General features: G+C 68.7%; 20 protein-coding genes. 13 read left to right on the top strand and 7 right to left on the bottom strand.

Annotated elements, in window-relative coordinates:
• Positions 1 to 8 precede the first annotated feature (8 nt).
• Entirely contained in the window at positions 9 to 1,556 is a 1,548-nt protein-coding gene (locus tag AB4120_RS05685; protein ID WP_441641977.1) for an acyl-CoA carboxylase subunit beta, read from the bottom strand.
• Between the two features lie 165 nt (positions 1,557 to 1,721).
• Between AB4120_RS05685 and AB4120_RS05680 the strand changes: the two genes are divergently transcribed.
• Positions 1,722 to 3,455, top strand: a complete 1,734-nt coding sequence (locus AB4120_RS05680; protein WP_441641976.1) for a sigma-54 interaction domain-containing protein — start codon at positions 1,722 to 1,724, stop codon at positions 3,453 to 3,455.
• 16 nt (positions 3,456 to 3,471) lie between these two features.
• On the opposite strand, the gene AB4120_RS05675 is transcribed toward AB4120_RS05680, so the two are convergent.
• Positions 3,472 to 3,921: a DUF1801 domain-containing protein gene (locus AB4120_RS05675; RefSeq protein ID WP_441641975.1), complete on the bottom strand. Its 450-nt coding sequence runs from the start codon at positions 3,919 to 3,921 to the stop codon at positions 3,472 to 3,474.
• A 208-nt stretch (positions 3,922 to 4,129) separates the two neighbouring features.
• Here AB4120_RS05675 and ybaL point away from each other — a divergent pair, with 208 nt between their 5' ends.
• Together ybaL and AB4120_RS05665 are read left to right on the top strand one after the other, a co-directional pair.
• Positions 4,130 to 5,848 (top strand): YbaL family putative K(+) efflux transporter, encoded by a 1,719-nt coding sequence (gene ybaL, locus AB4120_RS05670; protein ID WP_441641974.1) that lies wholly within the window; start codon positions 4,130 to 4,132, stop codon positions 5,846 to 5,848.
• Positions 5,849 to 6,014: 166 nt separating this feature from the next.
• Positions 6,015 to 6,764 carry a M48 family metallopeptidase gene (locus tag AB4120_RS05665; RefSeq protein ID WP_441641973.1) on the top strand — a complete coding sequence of 250 codons (750 nt, stop codon included), beginning with the start codon at positions 6,015 to 6,017 and terminating at the stop codon, positions 6,762 to 6,764.
• A 39-nt stretch (positions 6,765 to 6,803) separates the two neighbouring features.
• Here AB4120_RS05665 and AB4120_RS05660 read toward each other — a convergent pair whose 3' ends face one another.
• Genes AB4120_RS05660 through AB4120_RS05645 form a run of 4 tightly spaced genes read right to left on the bottom strand, consistent with a single transcriptional unit; the run spans position 6,804 to position 10,495 of the window.
• A complete protein-coding gene (locus AB4120_RS05660; protein WP_441641972.1) occupies positions 6,804 to 7,727 on the bottom strand; it encodes a LysR family transcriptional regulator in 924 nt (307 codons plus the stop codon).
• 32 nt (positions 7,728 to 7,759) lie between these two features.
• Positions 7,760 to 8,425, bottom strand: coding sequence for a DUF3299 domain-containing protein (locus AB4120_RS05655; protein ID WP_441641971.1), 666 nt, complete (start codon positions 8,423 to 8,425; stop codon positions 7,760 to 7,762).
• A 40-nt stretch (positions 8,426 to 8,465) separates the two neighbouring features.
• Positions 8,466 to 9,770, bottom strand: a complete 1,305-nt coding sequence (locus tag AB4120_RS05650; protein WP_441641970.1) for an ABC transporter permease — start codon at positions 9,768 to 9,770, stop codon at positions 8,466 to 8,468.
• Positions 9,767 to 10,495 (bottom strand): ABC transporter ATP-binding protein, encoded by a 729-nt coding sequence (locus AB4120_RS05645; RefSeq protein ID WP_441641969.1) that lies wholly within the window; start codon positions 10,493 to 10,495, stop codon positions 9,767 to 9,769. Before AB4120_RS05645 ends, AB4120_RS05650 begins: the two co-directional genes overlap by 4 nt.
• 146 nt (positions 10,496 to 10,641) lie before the next feature.
• On the opposite strand from AB4120_RS05645, the gene AB4120_RS05640 reads away from it, so the two are divergent.
• Positions 10,642 to 12,135: a SulP family inorganic anion transporter gene (locus AB4120_RS05640; RefSeq protein WP_441641968.1), complete on the top strand. Its 1,494-nt coding sequence runs from the start codon at positions 10,642 to 10,644 to the stop codon at positions 12,133 to 12,135.
• Between the two features lie 9 nt (positions 12,136 to 12,144).
• Here AB4120_RS05640 and AB4120_RS05635 read toward each other — a convergent pair whose 3' ends face one another.
• On the bottom strand, positions 12,145 to 13,149 hold the full coding sequence (locus tag AB4120_RS05635; protein ID WP_149136017.1) for a LacI family DNA-binding transcriptional regulator: 1,005 nt from the start codon (positions 13,147 to 13,149) through the stop codon (positions 12,145 to 12,147).
• 152 nt (positions 13,150 to 13,301) lie between these two features.
• Between AB4120_RS05635 and AB4120_RS05630 the strand changes: the two genes are divergently transcribed.
• The 9 genes from AB4120_RS05630 (at position 13,302) to AB4120_RS05590 (ending at position 20,969) form a co-directional block, all read left to right on the top strand.
• Positions 13,302 to 14,432: an L-talarate/galactarate dehydratase gene (locus tag AB4120_RS05630; RefSeq protein ID WP_441641967.1), complete on the top strand. Its 1,131-nt coding sequence runs from the start codon at positions 13,302 to 13,304 to the stop codon at positions 14,430 to 14,432.
• A 167-nt stretch (positions 14,433 to 14,599) separates the two neighbouring features.
• Positions 14,600 to 14,758, top strand: a complete 159-nt coding sequence (napE, locus tag AB4120_RS05625; RefSeq protein ID WP_144195360.1) for a periplasmic nitrate reductase, NapE protein — start codon at positions 14,600 to 14,602, stop codon at positions 14,756 to 14,758.
• Between the two features lie 86 nt (positions 14,759 to 14,844).
• Complete coding sequence (locus tag AB4120_RS05620) at positions 14,845 to 15,252, top strand: chaperone NapD (RefSeq protein WP_441641966.1); 408 nt, start codon at positions 14,845 to 14,847, stop codon at positions 15,250 to 15,252.
• Positions 15,224 to 17,719 (top strand): periplasmic nitrate reductase subunit alpha, encoded by a 2,496-nt coding sequence (gene napA, locus AB4120_RS05615; protein WP_441641965.1) that lies wholly within the window; start codon positions 15,224 to 15,226, stop codon positions 17,717 to 17,719. Before AB4120_RS05620 ends, napA begins: the two co-directional genes overlap by 29 nt.
• Positions 17,720 to 17,749: 30 nt before the next feature.
• Positions 17,750 to 18,223 carry a nitrate reductase cytochrome c-type subunit gene (locus AB4120_RS05610; protein ID WP_262389603.1) on the top strand — a complete coding sequence of 158 codons (474 nt, stop codon included), beginning with the start codon at positions 17,750 to 17,752 and terminating at the stop codon, positions 18,221 to 18,223.
• Positions 18,224 to 18,242: 19 nt separating this feature from the next.
• Entirely contained in the window at positions 18,243 to 18,833 is a 591-nt protein-coding gene (locus tag AB4120_RS05605) for a NapC/NirT family cytochrome c (protein ID WP_149136021.1), read from the top strand.
• A 63-nt stretch (positions 18,834 to 18,896) separates the two neighbouring features.
• Positions 18,897 to 19,532, top strand: a complete 636-nt coding sequence (ccmA, locus tag AB4120_RS05600) for a cytochrome c biogenesis heme-transporting ATPase CcmA (protein WP_441641964.1) — start codon at positions 18,897 to 18,899, stop codon at positions 19,530 to 19,532.
• Positions 19,532 to 20,197 carry a heme exporter protein CcmB gene (gene ccmB, locus AB4120_RS05595; RefSeq protein ID WP_092301152.1) on the top strand — a complete coding sequence of 222 codons (666 nt, stop codon included), beginning with the start codon at positions 19,532 to 19,534 and terminating at the stop codon, positions 20,195 to 20,197. Before ccmA ends, ccmB begins: the two co-directional genes overlap by 1 nt.
• 4 nt (positions 20,198 to 20,201) lie before the next feature.
• Entirely contained in the window at positions 20,202 to 20,969 is a 768-nt protein-coding gene (locus tag AB4120_RS05590) for a heme ABC transporter permease (RefSeq protein WP_149136023.1), read from the top strand.
• Positions 20,970 to 20,985 lie beyond the last annotated feature (16 nt).

The following is a 20,985-nucleotide window of genomic DNA, read 5'->3' as shown; positions in this document are numbered from 1 at the left end:
GAACAGCCTCAAGGCCGGATGCCGAACTTGCGCACGCCCGCCTCGCGCAGCGGCGCGGCAAGGTTGGCGAACTCGCACAGCAGCGCCCGCGTGTCGCGCGGGTCGATGATGTCCTCGATCACGAAGGCTTCCGCGCTGCGGAACGGCGAGGTCAGGCTGCGCACGCGCTGCTCGATCTCGGCCCGTTTCTGCACCGGGTCGTCGGCGCCCTCGATCTCGGCCTTGTAGGCCACCTCCAGCCCGCCCTCGATCGGCAGCGACCCCCAGTTGGCGGACGGCCACGCGTAGCGGAAGTTGAAGCGGCCCATGTGCTGGTGCCCGGCCGCCGCCACGCCATAGGCGCGGCGCACGATCACCGAGCACCACGGCACGGTGGCCTGATAGACCGCCGCCAGCGCGCGCACGCCGTAGCGCATGATCCCGGCCTTCTCGGCCTCCAGCCCGATCTGGAACCCGGCGATATCGACGAGGTTGACCACGGGCAGGTGGAAGGCTTCAGCCATGTCCAGGAAGCGGGTGAATTTCTCCGCCGTGGGGCCGTCCCAGCCGCCGCCGTAGTAGTACGGGTCGCTGGCGACCACGGCCACGGGCCAGCCGTCCAGCCGGGCCAGCCCGGTGACGATGGCGCGGCCCCAGTTTTTGCCGATCTCGAAGAACGAGTCCTGATCGACCAGCGCCTGCACGATCGGCCGGATCTTGTAGACCTGCCGGCTTTCGCGCGGGATGGCGGAGAGCAGCCATTCGTCGCGGCGGAGCGTGTCGTCGGCAGGCGCGGCGCGCGGCGGCAGCTCGTACACGGACGGCGGCAGGTAGGACAGGAAGCGGCGGGCCCGGTCGAAGGCTTCTTCCTCGCTCGCCACCTCGTCATCGACCACGCCGTTGCGGGTGTGGATCTGGCTGCCGCCGAGTTCGTTCTTTTCCAGGATCTGGCCGATGCGCGCCACCACCGGCGGCCCGGCGTTGAACAGTTGCGCGGTGCCCTTGACCATCACCGAGTAATGGCTGGCGGCCACGCGCGCGGCGCCCATGCCGGCCACCGAACCCAGCGCCAGCGACACCACCGGCACCACCGACATGTTCTCCACCACGTGCTGCCACACCTTCATGGTCGGGATGTTGGTGTACCCGCGGTTCTCGATATTGCGCACCGAGCCGCCGCCGCCGGTGCCATCGACCAGCCGCACCATCGGCAGGCGCAGGTCGTGGGCCATCTTCTCGGCGTGGATCAGCTTGTCGCCCACCGCGCCATCGTTGGCGCCGCCGCGCACCGTGAAGTCATCCCCCACCAGCACGGCGGGTCGGCCATCCAGATGTGCGCGACCCATCACCAGATTGGCCGGGGTCAGGCCCACCAGCCGGCCATTGCTGTCGTACTGGCCGCTGCCGGTGAGCGCGCCCACCTCCCGGAAGCTGCCCGGGTCCGCGATGGCCTCGATGCGCTCGCGCACGGTGAGCTTGCCGGCGTCCTTATGGCGCTTGACCTTGTCGGGTCCGCCAAGCTGGGCGGCCAGTCGCTTGCGATAGGCCAGTTCGTCGATTTCCGGCTGCCAGGACATGTGTCTCCTCTGTGTCTTCGGGCTTTTGGGTATGGGTGTTATCCGACAGCTAACGCACTACCCGTGCCAGCCATCGAGCACATTGATTTCATTGCGATTTTTTTGACCGGCCGGTAGAGTGTCCGGCACGAGGACACCCAGATGTCCCGCATGGAGACACAATCAATGTCGTCAATGAAGACACAAAGCCTGGGCGCGCTGGTGCTCGGGGCCGGCGGGGAGAGCCTTGCCGCCTCGGGCACGGCACGCCATCCGGCCATCGCCCAGGCCGCGCGAGCCGCCGTGGCCGCGCTGCCCCCGGCCGAGGACCATCGCGCCGGCCGCATCTTCGAGTTCGAGGTCGATGGCGAGCGCCATATCGGGCTGGCCTTGCTCGACGCCAGCCAACTGACCCTCCTGCTGCGCCGCGCGGCCGCCGGGGCGGCGCTGTTCGATTTCCTCGGCGCGGTGCCGTTTGCGGACGCCATCCTTGAGCACTTCCTGACCAATCCCTATCAGGCGATCACGGTGGTGGACCACACCGGGCATATCCGCTTCATCAGTCCGGTCCATGAGGCGTTTTTCGGCCTGCGCACTGGCGAAGGCACGGGGCGCCCCGCCGAGCAGGTCATCCCGAATTCACGGCTGGGCCATGTGGTGGCCACCGGCAAGGCCGAGATCGGCCAGCTCCAGCGGATGAATGGCGTGACGCGGGTGGTGAATCGGGTGCCGATCGTCGCCGATGGCAAGACGGTCGGCGCGATCGGACAAGTCCTATTCAAGGAGCCGGAAGCGATCGGGCGGATGCACAAGGAGGTGGAGGAACTGCGCTCGCAACTGGCGCACTACCGGCGCGAACTGCACGGCCTGCGCCAGCGCGATGCCGGCGCAGGGGGCGTGGGACTGCTGATCGGCGAGAGCGCGCCGATGCAGCGGCTGCGCCGGGAGATCGAGACCGTGGCGCGGCTCGACGTGCCCGTGCTGGTGCTGGGCGAGTCCGGCACGGGCAAGGAACTGGTCGCGCGGGCCATCCACAGTGCCGGCCGGGGCGCCCTCAGCACGCAGGGCGATGACGAGGGGACGCAGGCCGCGCCGCTGGTCAGCCTGAACCTGGCCGCGTTCCCGGCCACGCTGATCGAGGCCGAACTGTTCGGCCATGCGGCGGGCGCGTTCACGGGCAGCCATCGGCATGGCCAGCCCGGCAAGCTGGAGCAGGCAGCCGGCGGCACGCTGTTCCTGGACGAAGTGGCCGATATTCCGATGGAGATGCAGGTCAAGCTGCTGCGCGTGCTGGAAGACCGCATGGTCGAGCGGCTGGGCAGCCGGCAGGCGCGGCGGGTGGATTTCCGGCTCGTGACCGCCACCAACCGCGACATCCAGGCGCTGATCGACGGTGGCCGCTTCCGGCTCGACCTCTACTACCGCCTCAGCGGCGTGGTGCTGCGCGTGCCGGCGCTGGGCCAGCGGCTGGAGGACATTCCCGCGCTGCTCCACCACTTCGTGCAGGCGTTCTGCCAGCGCAACGGCGTGCCGGTGCCGCAGGTCATGCCCGATGTGGCGCGGCACCTCGCCTCACGGCGCTGGCCCGGCAATGTGCGCCAGCTGCGGCAGAAGATCGAGGAAGCGCTGGTGTTCTGCGACGGCAGCCGGCTGCGGGTGCAGGACTTCGCGCGGGGCGAGGAAATCCACGTGGCGGCGATGGTGGCAACCATGACGCCGCCGCCCACCCATCCGCTCGGGCAGGTCTTCGCCCCGGAAGACACCCCAGCCCCGGCGGCGCCGCGCCTGCGCGACCTCGCCTACGACGCGGTGCTCCAGGCCATCGCCCGGCATGGCGGCAACAAGAAGCAGGCCGCGCTGGAGCTGGGCATCTCCCGCTCCCATCTATATAAGATGCTTGAGCGGGGCGGCGAAGCCTGAACCGGGAATTCCGGGCCTAGCCCTTGCCCTGGTTCAGCGCCACGGCGGCGCGGATCAGGGCTTTCAGCGCCTTGGCGTCGATCTTCTCGCCCTCGCGGAAGTCGATGGCGCGGCGGGTGTTGCCGTCCAGACTGGCGTTGAACAGGCCGGACGGGTCGTCCAGCGCGGCGCCCTTGGCGAAGGTCATCTTCACGGCGCTCTTGTAGGTCTCGCCGGTGCACAGGATGCCGTCGTGGGACCACACCGGCACGCGCCACTTCCACTCTTCCACCACGTCGGGGTCGGCTTCCTTCACCAGTGCGCGCAGGCGGGCCAGGGTTTCGCCGCGCCAGTCGCCCAGTTCCGCGATCCGGGCGTCGATCAGCGCTGCGGGCGACTCGCCTGCCGGCGCTGTGGCCTGGGTTGCGACCTTGGTTGCGACCTTGGTTGGGGCTTTGGTCGCGGTCTTGGTCTTCGTCTGGGTCATTCCCGCCTCTCCTCTCGCATTTATCCGCCTTTTGGTGCGTGTATGGTTGTCGAAGTGGCGCGCCTTGCCAAGCCCCCGGCGCCGGGCGCTGGCCGGAATCCGCCCGTTTTTTCATGGGGTCCGCCGTCGAGGCCGGGCACCTGCCGTTACAATTGCCCCTCGCCCCAGCATTTCACTGGCCGCTTGCGCAGCACCCCGCAGACGACGCATGGACCACGACTTCACCCTCATCACCACCATCGCCGCCGGCTTCGGCATCGCCCTCGTGCTTGGCTTCCTGGCTGAACGCGTCAAGATTCCCGCCCTGGTCGGCTACCTCGTCACCGGCATCATCATCGGCCCCGGCACGCCGGGCTTCGTCGCCGATGTTCATCTGGCCTCGCAATTGTCCGAAATCGGCGTGATGCTGCTGATGTTCGGCGTCGGCCTGCATTTCTCGCTGGGCGACCTGCTGGCGGTGAAACGCATCGCCATTCCCGGGGCGGTGGTGCAGATGGCGCTTGCTACCGCGCTGGGCATGCTGGTGGCATGGATCTGGGACTGGAGCCTGGGCACGGGGCTGGTCTTCGGCCTGTCCCTGTCGTGCGCGAGCACCGTGGTGCTGCTCAAGGCGCTGGAAACCCGCAACGTGCTGGAAACCATGAACGGGCGGATTGCGGTGGGCTGGCTGGTGGTGGAAGACCTGGCCACGGTGCTGGTGCTGGTGCTGCTGCCGCCGCTGGCCGGGCTGCTCGGCGGCACGGGCGCCGCGCCGGACCAGAGCGCCCAGGCGCTCGGCTTCACCATCCTCAAGACGCTGCTCCAGGTGGTGGCGTTTATCGCGCTGATGCTGGTGGCCGGGCGGCGCATCCTGCCGTGGCTGCTGTGGCAGGTGGCCAAGACCGGTTCGCGCGAGCTGTTCACGCTGGCAGTGGTGGCCGTGGCGATTGGCATTGCCTATGGGGCGGCCGAACTGTTTAACGTGTCCTTCGCGCTGGGCGCCTTCTTCGCGGGCATGGTGATGCGCGAGTCGGAGTTCAGCCATCGCGCCGCCGAGGAGTCGCTGCCGCTGCGCGACGCGTTCTCGGTGCTGTTCTTCGTCTCGGTGGGCATGCTGTTCAAGCCGGCCATCCTGATCGAGCAGCCGCTGCACGTGCTGGCGGTGGTGGCCATCATCGTGTTCGGCAAGTCGCTGGCGGCCTTCGCGCTGGTGCTGGCCTTCCGCTATCCGCTCAACACGGCGCTGACGGTATCCGCCAGCCTGGCGCAGATCGGCGAATTCTCGTTCATCCTGGCCGGGCTGGGGGTCACGCTGGGGCTGCTGCCCGAGGAAGGCATGAGCCTGGTGCTGGCCGGCGCGCTGATTTCCATCGCGATCAATCCGCTGCTGTTTGCCAGCGTGGAGCCGATGCGAAACTGGATTCTCAAGCGCTCGGCGCTGGCGCGGCGGCTGGAGCAGCGCGGCGACCCGTACGCCGAACTGCCGATGACCACCGAGCGCAAGTATCTGGAAGGCCAGGTGGTGCTGGTGGGCTACGGCCGCGTGGGCAAGCGGATTGCCCAGGCGATGCAGGAGCGTGGCATTCCCTTCGTGATTGCGGACGAGAACCGCGAGCGCGTGGAGTCCCTGCGCCGCGCGGGCTTCGCGGCGGTCTCGGGCAATGCGGCCGACCCGGCGGTGCTGATCCAGGCCCATATCGCCCACGCGGCGATGCTGGTGATTGCCGTGCCGGAGCCGCTCTACGTGCGCCAGATGGTGGAAACCGCCAAGACGCTCAATCCCGACGTGGAGATCGTGCTGCGCACGCATAGCGAGGACGAATCCGCGCTGCTGCGCAAGGAAGGGCTCGGCACGGTGTTCTATGGCGAGGAGGAACTGGCCAAGGGCATGACCAGCCATGTGCTGGGGCGCTTCGTGCCGCGCGGCGCGCACGGGGCCACGGCCTGAATTGACTTCAGGATTGCCTCAGGATTGATGCGATTGGCAGAAATCCGATTTCTTTAGCCGGCGCGCGGAAACACGGCGGACCTTGATCTGGATGCGGGTTCGCCCGCGATGAAGTGGCATAGCCTCCCATTCCCGGGAAAATCCCGCCACTACCTCGCGAACCGCTATGAAAGGCTTTCTCGTACTTCCGCTGCTCACCACCGCCCTGCTTGCCGGTTGCGCCGGCACCGATGTCAACAGCCTGGTGACCGCCGGCACCTCGCTGGCGCAGGCCGCCACGCTGACCGACGCGGACGTGAAATCGTTGTCGGACCAGGCCTGTGCCGAGGCCGACCAGACCAACAAGACCGCCGGCTCCCGCACCAACTACGCCAGGCGCCTCACCAAGATCATGGGCGGGCTGAAGAACAGCGATGTGCCCAATCTCAACGTACGGGTGTACCTGACCAAGGACGTCAATGCCTGGGCCATGGCCAACGGCTGCGTGCGCGTCTACAGCGGCCTGATGGACATGATGACTGACGACGAGGTCCGCGGCGTGCTGGGCCACGAACTCGGCCACGTGGCGCTGGGCCACAGCAAGAAGGCCATGCAGGTGGCCTACACGGCCACCGCCGCGCGCAGCATGGCCGGCGCCACCAACGGCGCGGTGGCCGCGCTGTCTTCCTCCCAACTGGGCGAACTCGGCGAAAAGCTGGTCAACGCGCAGTTCTCGCAGGCGCAGGAAACGGCTGCCGACGACTTCGCCTTCGACCTGCTGACCAAGAACAAGGCCAACACCAAGGCGCTGGTCACCGCGTTCGAGAAGCTGGCCAAGCTCGATGGCGGCAAGTCGAGCATGTTCGGCTCGCATCCCGGCTCGGAGGCCCGCGCCAAGCATATCCAGGACCGCATCGGCAAGGTCGCCTCGAAGTAAACCAGTAAGACTGCTACGACAAGTACGAAAAAGGGGGCCCTAGGGCGTGGCAATGTCGCGCAACCGGGCCTCCAGCGGGGCGAGCCGCTCGCGCAGCAGCGCCTGCAACTGCCGCACCGCCGGCGAGAACTGCTTGCGATGCGGGCAGATCAGGCTAAGCGGCGCGCTCTCCCCCGGCTGATGCGGCAACACCACCTCAAGCGTGCCCGCCTCGACATCCGCGCAGACATCGAGCCACGACTTGTAGGCAATGCCCTGCCCCTCCACGGCCCAGCGGCGCGCGACATCGGCATCGTCACAGATCATCGTTCCGTTCACCGCCACCTGTCGGCGCTTGCCCTCCACCGGAAACACCCATTTGTCATAGATGCGCCCGCCCAGCAGGTACAGCACGCAGCGGTGGCGCGACAGGTCGTCCAGGTTCGCCGGCCGCCCGTGTGCAGCCAGATAGCCGGGCGACGCGACCAGCACGCGGCGGTTCTCCGGCGCAAGCGGCAGCGCCACGTAGCTGGCGTCCTCGGCCAGTCCGTAGCGGATGGCCACATCGACCGGCTCCCGGAACACATCGCTGACGCGGTCCGAGAGCAGCAGCCGCAGCGACAGGCGCGGATGGCTCGCGCAGAACGCCGTGATCCACGGCAGCAGCACGTTGCGGCCGACATCGGACGGCGCCGACACCTGCAAGATCCCGCTCAGATCCCCTTCCTCGCTCCGCGAGCGCTCATGGCCCTCGTGCAGCAGCGCGAGCACATCGGTGGCATACGGCAGGTATCGCTCGCCCTCGGCCGTCAGCCGCAGGCTGCGCGTGGAGCGCACGAACAGGCGCAGGTCCAGTTCCCGCTCCAGCCGCTGGATGGCGGCGCTGACTTGCCCGGGCGGCAGATCGGCCTCGCGCGCGGCGCTGGAAAAGCTGCCGAGCGCGGCACTGCGGACAAACAGGTTCAGGTCCTCGAGTCTGAGCATCGGATCATCGTTGGTTGAGTGCGGGGCGCGGCCTAGCGTGCTGGCTGCGGCGGCTGCGGGGGCTGATACGGTTCGAGCCGCGCGTCGTGCATCGCGTAGCCGGCGTCGCCCATCATGGTTTCGGCGCGCTCCACGCGCATCACGCCGCTGATCCAGACGGTATCCATCGTGCGCAGGCCCTCCAGCGGCTTGGCCGCGCGCACGTGCACGACCTGGTTCGACGGCGGGGGCGGCACGTGGATGCAGGCGCCGAAGTACGGCACGAGCAGGAATTCCCGGATCGCCTCGCCCTCCCCGTCCAGCGACACCACGAAGCCGGGCAGCCGCACCGCCTCGCCGTCGAGCGCGGTCTCGATGGGCGCGTCGCGCCAGAACTGCCGCGCTTTCTCCAGGGCGGCCTGCGCACGCGGGTCGCCATCCTCCATCTCCTGCAGCGGCAGCCCCTTGAAGGGCGCCATCGGGTCCCAGCCCTTGGGCAGCAGGGTCTGCCAGTCGATCTCGCGGAACGTGGCGCCGGCGTCCGGGGCGGCGGGCGATGGGGTCAGCGTCTGGCCCACCGTGTAGGCCGGGCCGGACTTCGGCTGGTCAGCCGACGGCCACGCCAGCCAGCGCACCAGTCCGGCAATGCAGATCAGCCCGACCACGGCGGCGGTGGCCAGGAGGGGCGCCGACAGGCGCGGCGTGGAAGGCAGCTTCATCGATGTCAGGGATCAGGGATCAGGGATCAGGGATCAGGGATCAGATATGCGGCGTCAGCCCGTCGCTCAGGCTCAGGCGATAGGCGCGCCAGCCCGGCAACAGGGAGGCGATGGCGCCGGCGGCAAGGATCCCAGCGAGCAGCGGCAGCTCGCTCGGCCGGGGCCACGCCACCGGCAGCGCCACGCCGAGGCGTGCCTCCAGCCACGGCGCGCCGGCCAGCGACAGCCCGGTCAGCAGCAGGTAGCCGGCCAGCGTGCCGGCGAGCATCAGCACAAAGCCCTCGGTCGCCAGCAGGATCAACAGGTCGATGGGACGAGCGCCGACCGCGCGCAGGATGGCCAGTTCGCGCCGCCGCTCGCCCAGCGCGGCCAGGATCGACGACACCAGCCCCGCCAGCCCGACCACCCCGATCAGCGCGGACATCCCCAGCAAGCTCTTCTCGCCCACGCCGACGATCTGCCACAGCGCATCAAGCGCCACGCCGGGCAGCACCGCCATCAGGGCCTCGTGCGGATCTTCGTCGATCTCGCGTTGCAGCGCGAACACGCGTGAGCGCAGCTTCAGGCCCACCAGCACGCCGGTGATGTGCTCCGGCGTTAGCCGGAACTTGCCCACCAGCGCCGGCGGAATCGACATGCCCGGCACCGGCGCGCCCGCCTGCCAGTCGAGATGGATGGCTTCCATGCCGTCCAGCCGGATATGGACGGTGCGATCGACCGGCGTGCCGGTCGGGGCCAGGATGCCGGTGACCACGAAAGGCTTGTCAGCATGGTCCGCATGGTCCGCATGGTCCATATGGTCCACATGGTCCACATGGTGATCGTCATGCGCGGGCCCGCCATGGCTCAACACGATGCGATCGCCCACCCGGTAGCCCAGCCGCCGCGCCACCTCCGCGCCCAGCACGGTCTCGAACACGGCCCCGAACGGCCGCCCGTTCGCCAGCGCCAGCGGGCGGCGGTCGCCGTAGTGGAAGTAGCGGAAGTAGTCTTCCGAGGTGGCCAGCACCGGAAACCCGCGATGGGAATCGCCGAGCGAGACCGGAATGGTCCACGCCACAAGCGGATGGGCAGCGATGCGCTGCGCGCTGGCCCACGACATGCCGTGCGTCACGCCGCCCAGATGGAACACGGTGGAGAGCGTGAGCTGGACCGGGCTGGTGCGCGCCCCGACGATCAGGTCGGTGCCCGAGATCGACTGCGCGAAGCCGGCGCGCACCTGATGGCGCAGCCGCTCCACGCCCAGCAGCAGCGCCGTCGACAGCGCAATCGCCACGATCATCAGCAGCAGGTTGTAGCGGCGGTTCCAGGCGCTGCGGGCCGCCATGCCGGTCAGCGTCATCATGCGGGCACCGCGACAAAGCCGTGCGGCATGGCGACATGGCGGTCGAAGCGCGGCATCAGGCGCGTGTCATGGCTGACGAACACCAGGCTCGCGCCCACCGCGCGGCATTCGCGCTGGAGCAGGTCCATGAAGGCCGACTGGCGATCCGCGTCCAGCGCGGAGGTCGGCTCATCGGCCAGCACCAGTTCCGGCCGCCCGAGCAGCGCCCGCGCGGCAGCCACGCGCTGCTGCTGGCCGATCGACAGCCGCGCCGCGGGCCGGTGCCACAGCGGTTCGGGCAGGTCCAGCCGCGCCAGCAGCATGCCCGCCGCCGCGGCCGGGCTGCCGCCCTGCGCCACGCTGCGCTGGCGCCGATGGGCCGAGAACTTGCACCCCAGCAACACGTTGTCCAGCACGGAGAGGTAGGGCAGCAGGTTCAGCTGCTGGAAGATGATGCCGATGTGGTCGGCGCGAAAGCGGTCGCGCCGGGCGCCGGACAGCGCACTCAGATCCGTCCCATTCACCTCGACTCGGCCCTGCGCCGGGGTCAGCACGCCAGCCAGCAGGCCCAGCAGCGTGCTCTTGCCGCTGCCGCTGGCGCCGGAGACGAAGACGTGCTCGCCGGACCTCACCTCGAAATAGTCCACCCGCAGGTCCACCCGCAGGCCAGGGCCGTCCTGGCCCGGCCAGGCGAAGGCGATGTCGCGGAGCGCAGCCACAGGCTGCGCGGGGTCTGGGAGTGCCATGAGGTGAGTCGGACCAGCGAAGGAGCCGCAGATATTAACGCAACTCGGTTGCAATGGCGAGGCGCTTGAGCCGTCAACGGATGCCTGAATTCCCTTACAATGACGCGCCGCAACAACCCGCGCCCCCCCTCCGCATCAAGCCCCCAATGTCTTTACATACCCTCCGCCAGGAATGGCTGTCGAATATCCGTGGCGACCTGCTCGCAGGCACCGTGGTCGCCCTGGCCCTGATTCCGGAAGCGCTCGCGTTTTCGCTGATTGCCGGCGTCGATCCGCAGGTCGGCCTGTACGCGGCCTTCGCCATTGCCGTGGTCACCGCCATCGTGGGCGGCCGGCCCGGCATGATTTCCGCCGCGACGGGCGCGGTGGCGCTGCTGATCACCTCGCTGGTCAAGGATCATGGCGTGCAATATGTGTTCGCCGCCGCGCTGCTGGCCGGCCTGTTCCAGATCGGCGCGGGCCTGCTCCGGCTGGGCGGGCTGATGCGCTTCGTCTCGCGCTCCGTGGTGACCGGCTTCGTCAACGCGCTGGCCATCCTGATCTTCCTGGCGCAGTTGCCGGAACTGATCGGCGCGCCGCTGGCGGTCTACGCGCTGACGGCGGGCGGGCTGGCCATCATCTACCTGTTCCCGCGCCTGACCCGGGCGGTGCCGTCGCCGCTGGTCTGCATCGTGGTGATTTCGGTCATCGCCGCCCTGCTCGGGCTGGATGTCCGCACGGTGGGCGACATGGGCGCGTTCCCAGACCACCTGCCCGGCTTCGCCCTGCCGGCGGTGCCGTTCACGCTGGAGACGCTGCGCATCATCTTCCCGTACTCGGTGGCGATTGCCGTGGTCGGGCTGCTGGAGTCGCTGATGACGGCCGCCATCGTCGATGATTTCACCGACACGGCCAGCGACAAGAACAAGGAATGCCGGGGCCAGGGCATCGCCAATATCGTCGCCGGCGTGCTGGGCGGCATGCCGGGCTGCGCCATGATCGGCCAGTCCATCATCAACGTGAAGTCAGGCGGCCGGGGCCGGCTGTCCAGCTTCGTGGCCGGTGCGCTGCTGCTGGTGCTGGTGGTCTTCCTGGGGCCGTGGGTCAAGCAGATTCCGATGGCGGCGCTGGTGGCGGTGATGATCATGGTGTCGATCAGCACCTTCAGCTGGCGCTCGGTGCGCAACCTCGCCACCCATCCGAAAAGCTCGTCGGTGGTGATGGTAGCCACGGTCATCGTGGTGGTGGCCACGCACAACCTCGCGCTGGGGGTGCTGGTGGGCGTGCTGCTGAGCGCGGTCTTCTTCGCCGCCAAGGTGCAGCGTGTGCTGCACGTGGACGCCACGCTGGATCCTACGCTGGACCCCGACGGCCAGACCCGCCGCTATACGGTGCGCGGGCAGGTGTTCTTTGCCTCGTCCGAGCAACTGGTGGCGGCGTTCGACTTCCGCGAACCGGTCAGCCAGGTGCGGCTGGACCTGTCCCACGCACATTTCTGGGATATCACGGCCATCGAAGCGCTCGACCGCATCGTCCACAAGTTCCGCCGCAACGGCGTGGCGGTGGAGGTCACCGGCCTGAACCGGGCCAGCGTGACGATGGTGGAGCGCTTCGGCACACATGACAAGGCCGGTGCCACGCCGCCAGAAGCGGCGCACTAGCACCGGGCCTTACGTGGTGCCCCGCTCGATGATGCGGAAGCCCACGTCGATCACCGGCTCCGGCACCGGCTCGCCCCGGAAGCGCGCCAGCAGCTGCCGCGCGGCCAGTTCGCCGATCTGCGCGCCGTCCACGTGGACGGTGGTCAGCGGCGGGTTCATGTGCGCGGCAAAGTCAGCGTCACCGAAGCCGCAGATCGCCAGATCCTGCGGCATGCGCAGCCCTCGCGCGTGTGCTTCGATCATCACACCCTGCGCGAGCTGGTCGGAACTGCAGTAGATCGCCTCGATGTGCGGGTCCTGCGCCAGCAGGTCGCCCAGCGCCCTGCGGCCGTATTCGAGGCTGCTTGGCGCGGGCACCACCACGGTCGGCACCGCGTGACCCACGGTGGACAGGAAGCCCTCGCGCCGCACGGCGGCCCGCTGGTCGTCGCCCGTGGCGATAGCCAGCCGGCGCCGCCCCTGTCCCAGGAAGTAGCCGGCGATGGCGCTGCCCACCTTGAGGTGCGAGAAGCCCACCGCCATGTCTACGGGCCGATCGCTCAAATCCCACGTTTCCACCACCGGAATGCCGGCGCGGCGCAACTGGTCGCGCGCGGTCTGCGAATGGATCAGGCCGGTGACCACGATGCCGTCCGTGCGGCGGCTGATCATCGTGGCGAGCAGCGCCTCCTCCCGTTTGTCCCGGCCGTGGTCGTAGCCGGTCTGGCCGAGAATCAGCTGGTAGCCGGCGGCGTCCAGCGCATCGGTCAGCGCCTTCACGGTCGGCAGGAACTGCTGCACGGCGATGTCCGGCACCAGTGCGGCCACCATCAGGCTCTTGCGGGATTTCAGCCCGCCGGCCAGCAGGTTCGGGATGTAGCCGGTCACCGCCACGGCCTCGCGCACGCGCGCGATGGTTGCCTCGGACACCATGCCCGGATTGCTCAGCGCGCGCGAGGCGGTAATCAGCGAGACGCCGGCCTGGCGGGCGACATCATGGAGCGTGACGGACTTGGATGCAGGGGCTTGGGGCATGCGGGCTCGGCGGGGTTGAGCGGATTGGATGGGTTGACCCAGTCGTATGACAACGTTAGCATTCTATCGACGATTGCCTGAACTGGCGCCAGTTTGCGCCTTGAACCAAGACAACGTGGCCGATGCGTGTCATACCCTGAAAAGGAACCCGCATGTCTCCCGATTTGATCGCCTGGATTCGCCTTTCTTCCTGCTACCTGCCGCTCGCCACCCCGATCAGCGACGCCAAGGTGTTGACCGGCCGGCAGAAGCCGATGACCGAGGTGGCCATCCTGTTCGCCGAAATCCGCACCGCCGACGGCCACGCCGGGCTCGGTTTCAGCTATGCCAAGCGGGCCGGCGGCCCCGGCCAGTACGCCCACGCCTGCGAGATCGCCCCGGCCCTGCTGGGCGAGGATGCCAGCGACATCGCCCGGCTCTGGGACAAGCTCTGCTGGGCCGGTGCCTCGGTAGGACGCAGCGGGCTGTCCACGCAGGCCATCGGCGCCATCGACGTAGCGCTCTGGGACCTGAAGGCGAAGCGCGCCGGGCTCTCGCTGGCCAAACTGCTGGGCGCCCACCGGGACGCCGTGCGCTGCTACAACACCTCGGGCGGCTTCCTGCACACCCCGCTGGACCAGTTGAAGGTCAACGCGGCGGCGTCCGTCGCGCGCGGCATCGGCGGCATCAAGCTCAAAGTGGGCCAGCCAGACCGCGCCGAGGACCTGCGCCGCGTAGCCGCCGTGCGCGAGCACCTGGGCGATGCCGTGCCGCTGATGGTCGATGCCAACCAGCAGTGGGACCGCCCCACCGCGCAGCGCATGTGCCGCACCTTCGAGTCGTTCAACCTGGTCTGGATCGAGGAACCGCTGGACGCCTACGACCATGAGGGCCACGCCGCGCTGGCCACGCAGTTCGACACCCCGATCGCCACCGGCGAGATGCTGACCAGCGCCGCCGAGCACTGGGACCTGATCCGCCACCGCGCCGCCGACTACCTGATGCCGGACGCGCCGCGCGTGGGCGGCATCACGCCCTTCCTCAAGGTGATGGCGCTGGCTGACCACGCCGGGCTGATGATTGCGCCGCACTTCGCCATGGAGCTGCATGTGCACCTGGCGGCGGCGTATCCGCGCGAGCCGTGGGTCGAGCATTTCGACTGGCTCGAACCGCTGTTCAACGAGCGGCTGGAGATCCGCGACGGCCGCATCATCGTGCCCACGCGCCCCGGCCTGGGTGTTTCCATCAGCGAGCAGGCCCGCGCCTGGACACGCGCGCAGGCGGAGTTCGGCGCCCAGCCCTGAACCTCGCCCCGGGGCGGTCTCTGACTTATCAGAGATCGCTCGATACACGCCCCCCGCACGCCCCACACACATCACGCCGTGCCATATTGGCCCAAAGCGCGCTTGACACCACCGGATGCGCTTCCTTAAATGATCCCGTCTCCACGAAATCCATGCCGGACTTTGCGATGGCTGTCGCCGACGATCCGCAGCGCAAGAAAGAAGAACTCCGGAGCTTCCTGTTCCTGACCGCCGTGATGGTGCCGGTGCTGTCCGTCATCATCGTGGCCGGGTACGGGTTCATCGTCTGGATGACTCAGCTCGTCAGCGGCCCGCCCACGCATTGATTGGCATGGATCGACGTCGCCCGGTGGGGTGACGCCCGCAGTTCCTGTAGCACTGAACGACGCGGCCTGCCGCCGCAAGGACAGTCATGCCAGGTACCACGCATTCCACCCCCGAGCCGCCACGCCCCACGGCGCAGCCGGGAGAAGCCGGCGCTAACGGCACCAAACCCGGCACCGATGCCGGCACCGACGGCGCCGATGCGCAGCAGTGGCACATCGCCGGCGTGCTCGTGCACACCCAGCCGGCGAACCTCGATGCCGTGCGCAGCGCCATTGCCGGCATCGCCGGGGCCGAGATCCACGCCGCCAGCGACGCCGGCAAGCTCGTCGTCACGCTGGAAGCCCCCACCTCACGCGCCATCGCGGCGCATCTGACGTTCCTCCATCAGCTGGAAGGCGTGCTGGCGGCCACCCTGGTCTACCAGCACAACGAGGATGCGTGCGACATGGACACGGAGATTGTCGATGAAAGTCACTCGCCGGGACTTTATTAAGCAGACCGCCGTGGCCGCCACCGCCTCGGTGGGCGGCATTCCGCTGGCTGCGGACGCGGCCAACTTCGTCACGGACAGCGACCTGACCCGCCTGAAATGGGACAAGGCGCCCTGCCGCTTCTGCGGCACCGGCTGCGGCGTGACCGTGGCCGTCAAGGAAAACAAGGTGGTGGCCACCCAGGGCGACCCGCTGTGCGAGGTCAACAAGGGCCTGAACTGCGTGAAGGGCTACTTCCTCTCCAAGATCATGTACGGGCAGGACCGGCTGACCAGGCCGCTGCTGCGCATGAAGAACGGCCAGTACGACAAGAACGGCGAGTTCCAGCCCGTGACCTGGGACAAGGCCTTCGACGTGATGGCGGCCCAGTTCAAGCGCGTGCTGAAGGAGAAAGGCCCCACGGCGGTCGGCATGTTCGGCTCGGGCCAGTGGACGATCTGGGAGGGCTACGCCGCCTCCAAGCTGATGAAGGCCGGCTTCCGCACCAACAATATCGACCCGAACGCCCGGCACTGCATGGCCTCCGCCGTGGCCGGCTTCATGCGCACCTTCGGCATGGACGAGCCGATGGGCTGCTACGACGACATCGAGGTGGCCGACGCCTTCGTGCTGTGGGGCTCGAACATGGCCGAGATGCACCCGATCCTGTGGACCCGGGTGACGGACCGCCGCCTCTCCGCGCCCAAAACCCGCGTGGCGGTGCTGTCCACCTTCACCCACCGCTCCTACGAACTGGCCGACCTGCCGATCATCTTCACGCCGCAGACCGACCTGGCGATCCTGAACTACATCGCCCACTACATCATCAGCAATAACAAGGTCAACAAGGACTTCGTCAACAAGCACACGGTGTTCAAGCAGGGCGTGACCGACATCGGCTACGGGCTGCGCCCGGACCATCCGCTGCAGAAGAAGGCCAAGAACGCGGCGGACCCCAACGCCGCCACGCCGATCTCGTTCGACGACTTCGCCAGGTTCGTGGCGAAGTACGACGTGGCCACCGTCAGCAAGCTCTCCGGCGTGCCGCGCGACAAGCTCGAGCAGCTGGCCGCCCTCTACGCGGACCCCAGCATCAAGGTGGTGTCGTTCTGGACCATGGGCTTTAACCAGCACACGCGCGGCAGCTGGGCCAACAACATGGTCTACAACATCCACCTGCTCACCGGCAAGATCGCCACGCCGGGCAACAGCCCGTTCTCGCTGACCGGCCAGCCCTCGGCCTGCGGCACCGCGCGCGAGGTGGGCACGTTCTCCCACCGCTTGCCGGCGGACATGCTGGTGGCCAACCCCAAGCACCGCGAGACCGCCGAACGCATCTGGAAGATCCCGGCCGGCACCATCCCCGAGAAGCCCGGCTACCACGCCGTGCTGCAGAACCGCATGCTCAAGGACGCCAAGCTCAACGCGTACTGGGTGCAGGTGAACAACAACATCCAGGCAGGGGCCAACCTGATGGAGGAAGGGCTGCCGGGCTACCGGAACCCGGAGAACTTCATCGTGGTCTCGGACGCCTACCCCACCGTGACCGCGCTCGCGGCGGACCTGATCCTGCCCGCCGCCATGTGGGTGGAGAAGGAAGGCGCCTACGGCAACGCCGAGCGGCGCACCCAGTTCTGGCATCAGCTGGTGGATGCCCCCGGCGAGGCCCGCTCGGACCTGTGGCAGCTGGTGGAGTTCTCCAAGCGCTTCAAGATCGAGGAAGTCTGGCCGGCGGACCTGATCGCCAAGATGCCGGAGGTCAAGGGCAAGACGCTGTTCGATGTGCTCTACCGCAACGGCCAGGTGGACAAGTTCCCGCTCAAGGAAGTCAACCCGGAATACCACAACGATGAGGCCAAGGCGTTCGGGTTCTACATCCAGAAGGGGCTCTTTGAAGAGTATGCGAGCTTCGGCCGGGGCCACGGCCACGACCTGGCCCCGTTCGATGCCTACCACGAGGCGCGCGGTCTGCGCTGGCCGGTGGTCAACGGCAAGGAAACGCTGTGGCGCTACCGCGAAGGCAGCGACCCCTACGTGAAGGCCGGCACCGGCTTCCAGTTCTACGGCAACGCGGACGGCCGCGCGGTCATCTTCGCCCTGCCCTACGAGCCCGCCGCCGAGTCGCCGGACAAGGAATACCCGTTCTGGCTGGCCACCGGCCGGGTGCTGGAGCACTGGCATTCCGGCTCGATGACCCGGCGCGTGCCGGAGCTGTACCGCGCCTTCCCGAACGCCGTGGTCTTCATGCATCCCGAGGATGCCAGGGCGATGGGGCTGCGGCGCGGCGTGGAGGTGGAGGTGGTGTCCCGGCGCGGGCGCATGCGCTCCCGGATCGAGACGCGCGGGCGCGACCAGCCGCCGCGCGGGCTGGTCTTCGTGCCGTGGTTCGACGCCAGCCAGTTGATCAACAAGGTGACGCTGGACGCCACCTGCCCGATCTCGCTCCAGACCGACTTCAAGAAGTGCGCGGTCAAGATCGTGAAGGTATAGGGGGGCCACGCCATGCGATCAACAGTCTGGATGGGTTGGATCCTCGCCAGCCAGTTCGTCCTGGCCGGCGCCCAGGCCCAGTCCGAGGGCAAAGGGCTCACCGACGCCATGCGCGGCCCCACGCCCATCGCCAGCGAGTCCAAGCCGCCCCTGCTCTATCCCACCGAGAACAAGGACGTGCGCCGCACGCGCAACTACACCATGCAGCCGCCGACCATCCCGCACAAGATCGACGGCTACCAGCTCGACAAGGACTACAACCGCTGCATGTTCTGCCACGCGCGCACCCGCACCGAGGAGACCCAGGCGATCCCGGTCAGTATCACGCACTACATGGACCGGAATAACAACGTGCTGGCCGATGTCTCGCCCCGACGCTACTTCTGCACCCAGTGCCACGTGCCGCAGGCCGACGCCAAGCCGCTGGTCGGCAACACGTTCACGGACGTGGAGACGATGCTGAAAAAGCCGGCGGCGCCCAAAGGCACCGCCGCCAAGAAATAAGACCTGGCGGACTAGCGCGATGCTCGACCTGCTCAAACGATACTGGCGCACCATCAACCGCCCCAGCGCGTATTTCAGCCTCGGCTTCCTGACGCTGGGCGGCTTTGTCGCGGGCGTGATGTTCTGGGGCGCGTTCAACACGGCGCTGGAATTCACCAATACCGAGAAGTTCTGCACCGGCTGCCACGAGATGCGCGACAACGTGTACCAGGAACTGCAGGGCACCATCCACTTCACCAACCGCAGCGGCGTGCGCGCCAAATGCTCGGACTGCCACGTGCCGCACAACTGGACCGACAAGATGGCCCGCAAGATGCAGGCGTCGAAGGAGGTCTGGGCCAAGATCTTCGGCACCATCGACACCCGCGAGAAGTTCCAGGCCCACCGGCTGGAGCTGGCCCAGCACGAGTGGGCACGCTTCAAGGCCAATGACTCGCTCGAATGCCGCAACTGCCATGACTACCAGTCGATGGACTTCACCCGGCAGAGCCCGCGCGCCCAGACCATGCACTCCACCTACCTCGCCAACAAGGAGCGGACCTGCATCGACTGCCACAAGGGCATTGCGCACCGGCTGCCCGATGTCTCCAAGGCCGAGGGCAGCGAATGAGCCACGCCGCGCCCTGCCGTTCCCGCTCCCGCGCCCGACCCCGTTCCGGCTGAGGCCCGCCCCATGCTCGCGGCCCACCAGCTCGCCTTTGCCCGTGCCGGCCGCGCCGTGTTCCGTGGCATCGACCTCGACCTGGCGCCCGGGCAGGCCATCGCCCTGACCGGGCCCAACGGCAGCGGCAAGTCCACGCTGCTGCGGGTGCTGGCCGGGCTGCTGGTGCCGCTGGCCGGCGCGGTGACCTGGCAAGGCCGGCCCGTGCGCGGCGGCGATCCGGACTATGGGCGATCGGTGGCCTACCTCGGCCACCACAACGGGCTCGATGCCGACATGAGCGCCATCGAGCAACTGGTCTACGCGGCGCGGCTGGCCGGCCACCGGGTCACGCCGGAGGCGGCACGCGCGGCGCTGGCCGACGCCGGGCTCGCGCGGATGGCCGATGCGCGCCTGCGCACGCTCTCCCAGGGCCAGCGGCGGCGCATCGCGCTGGCGCGGCTGGCCCTCACGCCGCGCCCGCTGTGGCTGCTGGATGAGCCGCTGGCGGCGCTGGACGCCCCCGCCGCCGACCACTTCCGCACCCGCCTCGATGCCCATCTGGACGCCGGCGGCATGGCCGTGATCGCCCTGCATGGCCCGTTGGCGCTGCCACTGGCAACGGCGCGCGGCAGCCTGCGCGGGCTCGCGCTGGAGGGCTCGGCCTGATGCATGCCTTCGGCGCCACGCTCGTCCATGACCTGAAACTGGCCTGGCGCCGGCGCGACGGCCTCGTCGCCACGCTGGTCTTCTTCGTCATCGCCGCCAGCCTGTTTCCGCTCGCCATCGGCCCCGATCCGCAGCAGTTGCGCGCGTTGGCCCCCGGCATCCTGTGGGTGACGGCGCTGCTGGCGTCGATGCTGTCGCTCTCGCGCCTGTTCGCCGCCGACCATGCCGAAGGCAGCCTGGAGCAGATGCTGCTGTCCCCGGCGCCGCTGGCGCTGCTGGTGCTGGCCAAGATCTGCGCGCACTGGCTGACCAGCGGCCTGCCGCTGCTGGTGCTGACGCCGGTGCTGGCCCAGCAGTATTCGCTGCCGGCCGGGGCCACGTGGATGCTGGCGGCGTCGCTGCTGATCGGCACGCCGGTGCTGAGCCTGATCGGCGCCGTGGGCGCGGCGCTGACGCTGGGCGTGCGCGGCGGCGCGGTGCTGCTGTGCATCCTCGTCCTGCCGCTCTGCGTGCCCGTGCTGGTCTTTGGCGCCGGGGCCGGCGCGGCGGCGGATGCGGGGCTCGACGTCATGCCGCAGTTGTCGTTGCTGGGCGCCTGCCTGGCGCTGGCGCTGTGCCTGTGCCCGCCGGCCGCCGCCGCCGGCCTGCGCATTGCCATGGAGTGAGACGATGGGACCCACCGCCGACCTGCCCCGCTCCGCCGCCCTGCCCAAGCCGTCCCCGGCGCGGTCCCGCTGGCTGGCCTACGCCTCCCCGGCCCGCTTCGACCCGCTGGCCCGGCGGCTGGCGCCGTGGTTCGCCATGGCCGCAGCGCTGTGTCTGATCGCCGGGCTGTATGTCGGCTTCGGCGTGGCGCCCACGGACGCCCAGCAGGGCGAGGTCTACCGCATCATCTTCATCCACGTGCCGGCGGCGTGGATGTCGATGTTCATCTACCTGGTGATGGCCGCCTACTGCGCGCTGGCGCTGGTGCTGCGCACGCGGCTCTCGTCGATGATGGCCTCCGCGCTGGCGCCCACCGGCGCGCTGTTCACCTTTATCGCGCTCTGGACTGGCGCGCTGTGGGGCCAGCCGACCTGGGGCACGTGGTGGGTCTGGGACGCCCGGCTGACCTCCGAACTGATCCTGCTGTTCCTCTACCTCGGCTTCCTCGCGCTGGAAAACGCCATCGACGACCCGCGCCGCGCCGAACGTGCCTGCGCGGTGCTGGCGCTGGTCGGCGTGGTGAACATCCCCATCATCTATTTCTCGGTGCAGTGGTGGAACACGCTGCACCAGGGCGCGTCGGTGAGCCTGACCGCCGCGCCGTCCATGGCGCACACCATGCTGGCCGGCATGCTGCTGATGACGCTGGCCTGCTGGATGTACACGATTGCCGTGGCGCTGGTGCGCGTGCGCTGCATCCTGCGCGAGCGCGCCGAGCCACGGCTGGCGTAGCGAGAACCGGAGCCGA

It is taken from the genome of Cupriavidus sp. 2KB_3, assembly GCF_052115685.1.
Taxonomy (GTDB): domain Bacteria; phylum Pseudomonadota; class Gammaproteobacteria; order Burkholderiales; family Burkholderiaceae; genus Cupriavidus; species Cupriavidus campinensis.
This window is presented reverse-complemented; position numbering and strand designations above follow the sequence as displayed.